The organism is Amycolatopsis sp. NPDC033938 (assembly GCF_055575975.1).
Window position 1 is genome coordinate 188,764 of sequence record NZ_JBVIRO010000006.1, and the last position, 10,832, is coordinate 199,595.

The window sequence follows — 10,832 nt, forward strand, 5'->3', positions numbered from 1 at the left end:
CGGCCGGGCGGGTTCACGCGTTGTGTCCGGTTTACGGGTCCGTCCTCAGCTCCCGCCAACAGGCGCTGCGGCATCAGATTCCGAGCTCTTGGTCGATGAAGGCGAACATCTCGTCGTCGCTGGCCGAGCTCAGCCGGTCGCCCGCGGTCTCGTCCCGTTCGCTCGCGCTCCTGGCGGCCAGCGCCCGCAGCCGGGCGGTGACCCGGCCCCGGTCTCCGTCGTCCAGTCCGGTGAGCAGGAGCTCGATCCGGTCGAGCTGGGTCAGCACCTCGTCGGCGGCCCCGAGCTCGTCGGCGGCGAACTGGTCGGACAGGTACGCGGCCAGCGCGGTCGCGGTCGGCTGGTCGAAGGCGAGGGTGGCCCGCAACCGGAGCCCGGTGGCCGCACTCAGCCGGTTCCGCAGCTCGACCGAGGTGAGCGAATCGAAACCGAGCTCCTTGAAGGCCCGGTCCGGGCCGACCGTGTCTTCCCGGTCACCGTCGTGCCCGAGCACGTCGGCGGCCTGCTTCCGGACGAGGTCGAGCAGTTTGCGCACCCGGTCGCCGGCCGGGAGTTCCGCCCACGAAATGTCCTCTGTGGACTGGGAACGGGACGCGGCGGGGAGCCGGACGAGACCACGCAGCAGCGGGGGCAGGGTGCCGGCCTCCGCCTGCTTCCGGAGTACGCGGGAGTCGAACCGGATCGGCACCAGTACGGCGGGCTCGGCGGTGAGCGCGCCGTCGAACAAGGCCAGCGCGTCCTCTGTGGACATCGGAGCGGAACCGCTGCGTGCCATCCTGGCGAGGTCGCTGTCGGTGAGGTCGCCGGTGAGCCCGCTGCGTTCGGCCCAGAGCCCCCACGCGAGGGACACGGCGGGGAGCCCGTCCGCCTTGCGTTGCTGCGCCAGCGCGTCGAGAGCGGCGTTGGCGGCGGCGTAATTCCCCTGCCCCGGCGCGCCGAACGTGGTCGCACCGGAGGAAAAGAGCACGAAGGCGGCCAGGTCCAGCCCCGCGGTGAGCTCGTGCAGGTTGCGGGCGCCGTCCAGTTTCGGCTCGAGCACCCGGGCGAACCGGTCGGCGCTCAGCGACTCGATCACCCCGTCGTCGACCACCCCCGCGGTGTGCACCACTCCGGTCAGCGGATGCCCGTCGGGGATCGCGTCCAGCACCGCGGCGAGCGCGTCCCGGTCGGCCACGTCACAGGCGACCGCGGTGATCTCGGCGTTCTCGGTGCTCTCCGCTCCGGCCAGTGCTTCCGGGAGCCGTCCGCTGCGGCTGGCCAGTATCAGGCGTCCGACGCCGTGCGTCGTCACCAGATGCCTGGCGATCAGACCGGCGAGTGTGCCGGAACCACCGGTGATCAGCACCGTCCCGCCGGGCGCGAACACCGGCTCCCCGGTCGCCGGGACCTCCGTTTTCTCGAGCCGGGGCGCGAAGACCCGGCCACCGCGGACGGCCAGCTGCGGTTCGCCCGGCACGAACGGCACCGACTCCGGGGTGGCGGTGTCGACAAGGACGAACCGGCCGGGATGCTCCGACTGCGCGCTCCGGACCAGGCCCCAGACGGCGGCCTGCGCCAGGTTCCTCGGGGCGCGCTCGTCGCCGACCGCGACCGCGCCGTCGGTCACCAGCACCAGCGGCGCGTCCTCCCGCAACCAGGACTGAAGGAGACCGAGTACCTGGCCGAGCGTTTCCTCGACCGAGCCCGCCACCGGGCACTCCACGATGACGCCGGGGGTTCCGGCCACCGTGTCCACCGCGGCGACCGGTGTCCAGTCCACCCGGTACAGCGGGTTTCGCCGCTGGCCGGAGAACAGGCTCCGCGACACCGGACGGAGGACCAGCGAGTCCACCGAGATCACCGGCGCGCCGGATTCGTCGGACGCGGTCAGCGAAAGCGTGTCCTCACCACCGGAGGCGATCCGCACTCGCAGCGTCGAGGCGCCGTTCGCGTGGAGGGTCACCCCGCTCCAGCTGAACGGCAACCGCGCGTCGTCCCCGTCCCGTTCCAAGACCGGGTCGGCCGGATGCAACGCCGAGTCGAGCAACGCCGGATGAATGCCGAACCGGCCGGTTTCGGCTTCCTCGGGCGGCCCGACTTCGGCGAACACGGCGTCCTCCGTCCGCCAGGCCGACCGCAGACCGGTGAACAGCGGGCCGTAGCCGATACCCGCTTCTTCCAGCCGCGGGTAGATCTCGTCCACCGCGAGCGGGGTCGCGCCGACGGGCGGCCACTCCGGGAAACCGGAGTCCATAATGGACATTGGGGCTTCGGTGAGGGTGCCGGTCGCATGCCGCGTCCACGGCTCGTCGTCAAGTCGCGAGTGGACGGTCACCTCCCGCCGTCCCGCTTCCTCGGCGCCGACCAGCACCCGCAGCCGCACCGGCCCGTCCTCGGGCAGTGTCAGCGGGGTCTCCAGGGTCAGCTCTTCGATCCGGCCGAGGCCTGCTTCGGCACCCGCCCGCAAGGCCAGTTCGACGAATGCCGTTCCGGGCAGGATCACCGTGTCCAGCACCGAGTGGTCGGCCAGCCACGGATGTGTCCGCAACGAGAGCAGACCCGTCAGCAGGAAGCCTTCCGGCAGTTCGACCACCGCGTCCAGCAACGGATGCCCGGCGAGACCGAGTCCGACCGCGCCGAGATCACCGGCGCCACCCGGCTCCGGTTCGGGCCAGTACCGCTTGTGCTGGAAGGCATAGGTGGGCAGCTCCACCGGCAGGTGCCCGGGGAATACGGTCGACCAGTCCGGCGAGATCCCGCGCGTGTGCAGTTCACCGACGGAAAGCAGGAAACGGTCCAGCCCGCCTTCGTCGCGGCGCAGGGTGCCGAGCGCGATCGCGGTGTCCGAGCACTCCTGGACGGCCGTGGTGAGCACCGGATGCGGGCTGGTCTCCAAAAAGATCCCGTGGCCGTGCGCGGCCAGCCCGCGCACGGCGATGTCGAAGCGCACCCGCTCGCGGAGGTTCGTGTACCAGTAGCCGGCGTCCAGGCCCGAGGTGTCGAACCAGTCCCCGGTCACCGTCGAGAAGAACGGGATCTCGCCGCGGATCGGCGAGAGAGGGGCGAGTGCGGCGAGCAGCCGATCCTTGATGCGTTCCACCTGCGCGGAATGCGAGGCGTAGTCCACCGGGATCTTCTTCGCGCGCACGCCCTCGGCGGCGCAATCGGCCATCAGTTCGGCCAGCGCGACGGGGTCACCGGACACCACGACGGAGTCCGGGCTGTTCACCGCGGCGATCGACAGGCCGCTCCGATCCTTGATCCGCCCGGCCACTTTTTCGGCGGGCAGGGCGATCGAGACCATGCCGCCGTGTCCGGCGAGCATCTCGGCGATCAGCTTCGACCGCAGTGCGACCACACTCGCGGCGTCGGCGAGGGACAGCGCGCCCGCGACATACGCGGCGGCGATCTCACCCTGCGAATGGCCGACCACCGCGGCGGGCTCCACCCCGTGCGAACGCCACAGCCCGGCCAGTGAGACCAGTACGGCGAACAACACCGGCTGGACGACATCGACCCGGTCCAGGGTCGGCGCTCCCGGCTCGCCGCGAAGCACCCCGGTCACGGAGAAGTCCACATACGCCTCCAGCGCCGCGGCGCAGTCGGCGAAGTGGGCGGCGAACACCGGCGAGCTTTCCAGCAACGAGACGGCCATCCCGGCCCACTGCGAACCCTGGCCGGGGAACACGAACACCACCCGGTCGTCGGCGGACGCGGTACCCCGCACGACTCCGGGCGCGGTACCGCCTTCGGCGATCGAGACGAGCCCTTCCCGCAGCTCCGCCGCCCCGGTTCCGACGACGACCGCGCGCTCTTCGAACGCGGTACGGGCCGCGAGCGACCCGCCGACATCGGCGATCCGCGCCTCGGGATGGGCGTCCACATAGGACACCAACCGACGAGCCTGCGCGCTCAGCGCGTCAGCGGACCTGGCGGAAAGCACCCATGGCACCACTCCGGCAGGCACCGGCTCGGCCGCCGGCGCGTCGGTTGCCTGTTCGAGGATGACGTGCGCGTTGGTGCCGCTGATCCCGAACGAGGACACCCCGGCGCGGCGCGGCCGGTCCGGCACCGGCCACGGCTTCGCCTCGGTCAGCAGCTCGACCGCGCCCAGGCTCCAGTCCACCTTCGGCGTGGGCGCGTCCACGTGCAGGGTCGGCGGCAGCACACCGTGGCGGATCGCCTCCACCATCTTGATCACCCCGGCCACCCCGGCGGCCGCCTGCGTATGGGCGATGTTCGACTTGACCGAACCGAGCAGCAGCGGATGCTCCCGATCCTGGCCGTAGGTGGCCAGCAGCGCGTGCGCCTCGATCGGATCACCCAGCGAGGTTCCGGTGCCATGCGCCTCCACGACGTCCACTTCGGACGGCCGGAGCCGGGCACTGGCCAGCGCCTGGAGGATCACCTTCTCCTGGGAAGGACCGTGGGGAGCGGCGAACCCGCTGCTCGCCCCGTCCTGGTTGACCGCGGAACCCCGTAGTACGGCGAGCACCCGGTACCCGCGCTCCCGCGCCACCGAAAGCCGCGCCACCACCAGTACGCCGACCCCTTCGGCGAGGCTGAAACCGTCGGCCGCCGCGGCGAACGCCTTGCACCGGCCGTCGGCGGCGAGCCCGCGCTGACGGCTGAAGGTGACGAACGGGTCGGGAACCGACATCACCGTGACACCGCCCGCCAACGCGAGCGAACATTCGTCCGCGCGCAGGGCCCGCGCGGCGAGATGCAGTGCCACCAACGAGGACGAGCAGGCGGTGTCGACGGTGACCGCCGGCCCCTCCAGCCCGAGGGTGTAGGCGACCCGCCCGGACACCAAGCTGCCCCCGGTGCTCATCGCGAGCGTGCCGTCGCGGCCCTTCGCCGTCTTCGCCAGCGCGGCGCCGTAGTCCATCCCGCTGATCCCGGCGAACACCCCGGTTCTGCTGCCCGGCAAGGACGACGGATCGATCCCGGCCCGCTCGAACGCCTCCCACGAGGTCTCCAGCAGCAACCGCTGCTGGGGGTCCATCGCCAGCGCCTCACGCGGCGAGATGCCGAAGAAGGCCGGGTCGAACATGCCCGCCTCGTGCAGGAAACCGCCCTCGGTGACATACGCGGTGCCGGGGTTGTCGGGGTCGGGGTCGAACAACGCGGCGACATCCCAGCCGCGGTCGGCGGGAAAGCCGGAGACACCGTCCCGTCCGGTCGACACCATATGCCAAAGGTCCTCTGGCGAGGACACGCCGCCGGGGAACCGGCAGGCCATCCCCACGATGGCGATCGGCTCGTGCGCCGCTTCGGTCACCTCGCGCAGCCGCGCCTTGGCGTCGCGGGCGTCGGTGATCGCCCGTTTCAGATATTCGCGGAGTTTGGCGTCCCCGGTCACGTGATGTCCACCCCTCGCTCGCTTTCGTCATCGACCAGCGCGAACAGCTCCTCGTCCGTCGCGGAATCGAGATCATCGGCAGGTCCCCCACAGGAGGCCAGCAACGCGCGCAGCAGCGCGGCGACCCGGTCGCGATCGTCCACATCGGACACGATGGCGGGCAGCGCCGCACCGATCTCGTTCAGTCCGGCCAGCACCTGGTCCGCAGGCGAGACCGGAACAGGCTCGGCGAGAGCGAACCGCTCTCGCAGGTGCGCGGCCAGCCGTGCCGGGGTCGGGAAGTCGAACACCAGCGTGGTGCGCAGTTTCTCGCCGCTGGCGCGGACCATCCGGTTCCGCAGCTCGACCGCGGTCAGCGAGTCGAACCCCATTTCCAGGAAGGGGCGCTGAGGGTCCACTGCCGCGGCGGAAGAGTGTCCCAGCACCGCGGCGGCGTGCGAGCGCACCAGGTCCAGGAGCGCGCGTTCCCGTTCCGGCTCGGTCATCCCGGCCAGCCGTCGCTCCAGCGAGCCTTCATCGGCGGCCGGGTCCTTGACGTCGGAGGGAATCAGCTCGGCGAACAAGGTGGGCAAGGTGCCAGCCTGCGCCCGCAGCACCGTCAGATCCAGCCGGACCGGCACCAGGTTCGCCTGTTCGAGACCGTGGGTGGCGTCGAGCAGCGCGAGACCGTCGTCGACCGAAAGCGGCAGTGACCCGTTGCGGGCCATGCGCGCGAGCGCGGCCTCCCCCAGCCTGCTGCCCATGCCGCGGTCCTCGTCCCACATTCCCCAGGCGAGGGAGACCGCGGCGAGACCCCGCGCACGCCGATACGAGGCGAGCGCGTCGAGAAAGGCGTTGGCCGCCGCGTACCCGCCCTGCCCCGGACCGCCGAAAGTGGTCGCACCGGAGGAGAAGAGCACGAACGCCGCCAGGTCGAGATCCTTGGTCAGCTCGTGCAGCAACCAGGCGCCATGGGCCTTCGGCGCCAGCACCCGATCGATCTGGGCGTCGCTGAGCTGGTCCACCACGGCGTCGTCCACCACACCGGCCGTGTGCACGACACCGGTCAGCGGATGCGCCGCGGGAACGGCGGCCAGCGCTTCGGCGAGCCCGGCGGCGTCGGCGACATCGCAGGCCAGGTACTGGACCTCCGCGCCCAGTGCCCGGAGCTCGGCGGCCTGCTCTGGCGCGCCCGGGGCCTCGATCCCCCGGCGAGACAGCAGCATCAGGTTCCGCACCCCGTGCCGCTCCACCAGGTGTTTCGCGACCAGTCCGCCGAGGCCGCCGGACGCGCCGGTGATCAGCACCGTGCCGTGCTCGGTGAAGCCGAATCCCGGGCTGGCGGGCGGGCTCACCTTGCCGAGCCTCGGCGCGAGCAGCTTCCCCGCCCGCACGGCGACCTGCGGTTCACCGGTGGAGAACACCGACGGCAGCAGGCCGACGGCGGTGTTCTCGTCATCGACGTCCACCAGGAGGATCCGGTCGGGGTGTTCGGACTGCGCGCTGCGGACGAGGCCCCAGACCGGCGACGCGCTCAGGTCGAGATCGTCACCGCCGGTGGTCACCGCCCGGCGGGTCACCACGGCGAGCCGGGTGTCGGCCAGCCGCTCGTCGGTGAGCCACTGCCGAAGCGCGGCGAGCACCCCGACCAGGACGTCGCGCATCGCGGCCGTCGTCTCCCCCGGCAGCCCGGGAACGGGCAGCACCACGATGTCCGGCGGTGAAGCACCCCATTCGAGTGCCTGGGAGAGCTCGGGCATCGACGCGAAGCTTCCGGTGTGCTCACCGAGTTCGAGCCAGTCACCCCAGCCCCATTCGTCCGCGCCGACCAGCGCGAGACGCCACGGGTCGGCGGGCAGTCCGGGCAGTTCCGTCCAGGACACGGCGAACAGTGAGTTGCGGGGCAGCCTTCCGGCGTCGCCGAGCTGCGCCGCCGTCACCGGGCGCATCACCAGCGACGCCACCGAAGCGACCGGCTTGCCCGCTTCGTCGGCGACTTCCACCGACACCGCGTCGGTCCCGGCCGGGGTCAGCCGCACCCGGACCGAGGACGCGCCGGCCGAACGCAGGGTCACCCCGGTCCAGGCGAAGGCGACCGAACCCTGGGAATCCTCGTCCGGCCCGGCGAACACCGAGCCCAGTCCCATTCCGTGCAGGGCCGCGTCCAGCAGCGCGGGATGCAGGCCGAACCGCTCCGCCGAGACGTCCTCCGGCAAGCGGATCTCGGCGAAGATCTCGTTCTCCCGCTGCCAAGCCGCTTTCAGGCAACGGAACGAAGGACCGTAGTCGATACCCGACGCCGCGAGCCGCGGATACAACTCGGCTGCGGGCAGCGGTTCGGCACCCGGAGGCGGCCACTCGGCGGCGAAACCGGCAGCCGTTTCCTTTTCGGAGCTGAGAATCCCGCTGGCGTGCCTGACCCACGGTTCGTCCGCCTCCGCGTCGGCGGGGCGGGAGTGAATGCTGACGTCGCCGTCGTCGACGATCACCTGGACGTGGAACGCGGACTCCTCGGTGAACACCAGTGGCGCTTCGAGGGTCAGCTCCTCCAGAGTGTGGGAGCCCAGCTCGGCCCCGGCGTACAGGGCCAGTTCCGCGAACAGCGAACCCGGCGCGATCACCGTGTCGAGCACGGAGTGGTCGGCCAGCCACGGGTGGGTGCTCAGCGAGAGTCGTCCGGTGAACACCGCTCCGGTGCCCTCGGCGAGGTGGACCGCCGCGCCCAGCAAGGGATGCGCGGCGGGGCGCAGCCCCAGTCCGCCGGGGTCGCCGCTGCCCGCTTGCCAGGATTCCGGCCAGAAACGCCGGTGCTGGAACGGATAGGTGGGCAGATCGAGTGTCCGCGCGGAGTCGCCGAACGCGGAGGAGAAGTCGACCGGAAGCCCATGGACATACGCTTCGCCGAGGGAAAGCAGGAAACGCCGGAGGCCGCCGTCGTCGCGCCGGAGCGAGCCGAGCACCACTCCCTCGCCGATCGTCTCCTCCACGGCCATGGTGAGCACGGGATGCGGACTGGTCTCGACGAAAGTGCCGTAGCCCGCTTCGGCCAGGCTCCGCACCGCGGTGTCGAACTCGACGGTCTGCCGCAGGTTCCGGTACCAGTACTCGGGGTTCATCGTGGTGGTGTCCAGCCAGTCCCCGGTCACCGTGGAGAAGAAGGGGACCTCCGACCCGCGCGGCTCGATCCCGGCGAGCACCTCGATCAGCGACGTCCGGATTCGTTCCACCTGGACCGAATGCGAGGCGTAGTCCACGGGAACGGCTTTCGCCCGGACCTTGGCCACCCTGGCCTCGGCGATCAGTTCGGCCAGCGCGGCGGGCTCACCCGAGACGACCGTGGAGTTCGAGCCGTTGACCGCCGCGATGGAGATCCGTCCTTCCCAGCGAGCGATCCGCGTACGGACGTCCTCGGCGGGAGCGGCCACCGAGACCATGCCGCCGTGGCCGGCGAGCTCGGCGCCGATGAGCCGCGAGCGCAGGGTGACCACCCGCGCCGCGTCCTCCAGCGACAGCGCGCCCGCCACACAGGCCGCGGCGATCTCACCCTGAGAGTGCCCGACGACGGCGGCCGGTTCGACACCGTGGTGGCGCCACAGCTTCGCCAACGAGACCAGCACCGCGAACAACAACGGCTGCACCACGTCGACCCGGTCGAATTCGGCCGCGTGCAGCCGATCGGCCACTTTCCAGTCCACAAAGGATTCGATGGCCTTGGCGCAGTCGGCCATCGACTCGGCGAAGACCGGCGCGGTCTCGATCAGCTCCAGCGCCATACCCGGCCACTGCGAACCCTGTCCGGGGAAGACGAACACCGGCCGGTGACCACCCCGGGAAACCCGGCCCTTGACCACCGTCGCGTCCGGCAGGCCGTCGGCCAACGACCGGAGCGCGCCGCGAAGTCCGGCCACGGTCTCGCCGACGAGCACCGCACGCTCCTCGAACGCGGTGCGGGTGGTCACCAGCGACCTGCCGAGATCGGCCGGGTTCAGGTCCTCGTCCAGCTCCAGCAACCGCCGCGCCTGGTCCCGCAACGCGGCCTCGGTCCGGCAGGCCAGGGCGAGGGGCACCGGGCCGGTGACCGAGGCGGGCGGCGGTTCCACCGCGGACGGCGCCTCTTCGAGAATCACGTGCGCGTTCGTGCCGCTGACGCCGAAAGAGGAGACCCCGGCACGGCGCGGGCGGTCCAGCTCCGGCCAGGACGTCTGCTCGGTCAGCAGTGCCACCGAGCCCGCCGCCCAGTCCACCTTGGGTGTCGGAGCGTCGATGTGCAGCGTGCGCGGCAGCACCCCGCGCCGTATCGCCTCGACCATTTTGATCACCCCGGCCATCCCGGCGGCGGCCTGGGTGTGCCCGATGTTCGACTTGATCGACCCCAGCAGCAGCGGGGTTTCCCGATCCTGGCCGTAGGTCGCGAGCAGCGCCTGCGCCTCGATCGGGTCACCGAGGGTGGTGCCGGTCCCGTGTGCCTCGACGGCGTCCACCTCGGCGGGTGACAGCCGCGCGCTCGCCAGGGCCTGCCGGATCACTCGCTCCTGAGAAGGTCCGTTCGGCGCGGTCAGGCCACTGCTGGCGCCGTCGGAGTTGACCGCGGATCCACGCAGGACGGCCAGCACCCGGCGGCCGTTCCGGACCGCGTCGGACAGCCGCTCGACCACCACCGCGCCGACACCCTCACCCCAGCCGGTGCCGTCGGCCGCGGCGGCGAAGGGTTTGCACCGGCCGTCGGCGGCCAGTCCGCGTTGACGGCTGAAGCCGATGAACCCCTCCGGTGTCGTCATCAGCGAGACGCCGGTGACCAGCGCCAGTGCGCATTCCTTGCCCCGCAACGCCTGCGTGGCCAGGTGCAGGGCGACCAACGAGGACGAACACGCGGTGTCCACGGTGACCGTGGGACCTTCCAGGCCCAGTTCGTAGGAGATCCGCCCGGAGGCGACACTGGCCGCGTTGCCGATGCCGATATGCCCTTCCAGCTCCTCCGGTGCGTCCAGCAGCAGCATCGGGTAGTCCCGCCCGTTGGTGCCGACGAACACCCCGGTCCGGCTGCCGCGCAGGGACGCCGGGTCGATGCCGGAGCGTTCGATGGTCTCCCAGCCGACCTCCAGCAGCAGACGGTGCTGGGGGTCCATCGCGAGGGCCTCCCGCGGTGAGATCCCGAAGAACTCCGCGTCGAATTCCCCGGCGTCGTGCAGGAAACCGCCGTCACGGACGTAGGAGGTGCCAGGGTGGTCGGGATCGGGGTGGTACAGGTTCTCCAGATCCCAGCCGCGGTCGGCGGGGAACCCGGACAACGCGTCCCGTCCCTCGGCGAGCAGCTCCCACAGCTGTTCCGGCGAGTTCGCGCCGCCGGGGAACCGGCACCCCATGCCCACGATGGCGATCGGCTCGCGGGCCTCGGCGGCCAGCTGCTGGTTCTGCCGCCGGAGACGGCTGACTTCCTTCAGCGAGTCCCGCAAGGCGCCGACGACTTCGGCCTGGGACGTGTTCGTACTGTCCGACACAGTTCGCTCCG

2 protein-coding genes are annotated in these 10,832 nt (G+C 71.4%); both read right to left on the reverse strand.

All coding sequences use genetic code 11. The annotated features are described in order from the left end of the window. Nucleotides 1-73: 73 nt before the first annotated feature. Nucleotides 74-5,344, reverse strand: coding sequence for an SDR family NAD(P)-dependent oxidoreductase (locus tag ACZ5ZX_RS18750; protein ID WP_465503257.1), 5,271 nt, complete (start codon nucleotides 5,342-5,344; stop codon nucleotides 74-76). Beyond that, nucleotides 5,341-10,821 (reverse strand): type I polyketide synthase, encoded by a 5,481-nt coding sequence (locus tag ACZ5ZX_RS18755; RefSeq protein WP_465503258.1) that lies wholly within the window; start codon nucleotides 10,819-10,821, stop codon nucleotides 5,341-5,343. Before ACZ5ZX_RS18755 ends, ACZ5ZX_RS18750 begins: the two co-directional genes overlap by 4 nt. Nucleotides 10,822-10,832 lie beyond the last annotated feature (11 nt).